1 protein-coding gene is annotated in these 534 nt (G+C 70.8%); it reads right to left on the bottom strand.

Features of this window, described 5'->3' with window-relative positions:
* Positions 1–534: FAD-dependent oxidoreductase (locus EGK63_RS16365; protein WP_165906642.1), on the bottom strand; the 534-nt coding region annotated here is incomplete at both ends.

The following is a 534-nucleotide window of genomic DNA, read 5'->3' as shown; positions in this document are numbered from 1 at the left end:
GAAGACGGAGAAGGCGCCGCCGGCCGGATCGCCGCGCACCAGCTGGCGGTCGGCGTCGAAAGGCACCCCGGCGATCTGCAGCTTGACGTCATACTGATCGGACCAGAACCACGGCACTTCCGGCGCCGGGGCGGCGCGGCCGACGATGGCCGAGGCCGCCTGCTTGGCCTGTTCCAGCGCGTTGGGCACGCTCTCCAGCCGGTGCATGACGCCGCCGTGGACCGGGATCGGCCGCCGCGTCACATCGCCGATGGCGTAGATGTTCGGATCGCTGGTACGAGCGGTCTCGTCCACCACCACGCCGTTTTCGCACGTCAGTCCCGCCGTGCGCGCCAGGGCCTCGCAGGCGAAGGCGCCGACGCCGACCAGCACCGCGTCCGCCGCGATCAGCGTCCCGTCGGCCAGGCGCACGCCTTCATCCTCGAACCCCGCGACCTCGACGCCGGTCAGGATCTCGACGCCATGCTTTTTGTGCAGGTCAGTGAAGAAGGCCGACAGGGGCTGCGACGCCACGCGGGCCAGCACCCGGTCCAT

Origin of the sequence: Brevundimonas sp. 357, from assembly GCF_003938605.1 — a bacterium.
Classification (GTDB): domain Bacteria; phylum Pseudomonadota; class Alphaproteobacteria; order Caulobacterales; family Caulobacteraceae; genus Brevundimonas.
The sequence above is the reverse complement of the archived record's forward strand: the minus strand, read 5'-3'. Positions and strand labels throughout refer to the sequence as shown.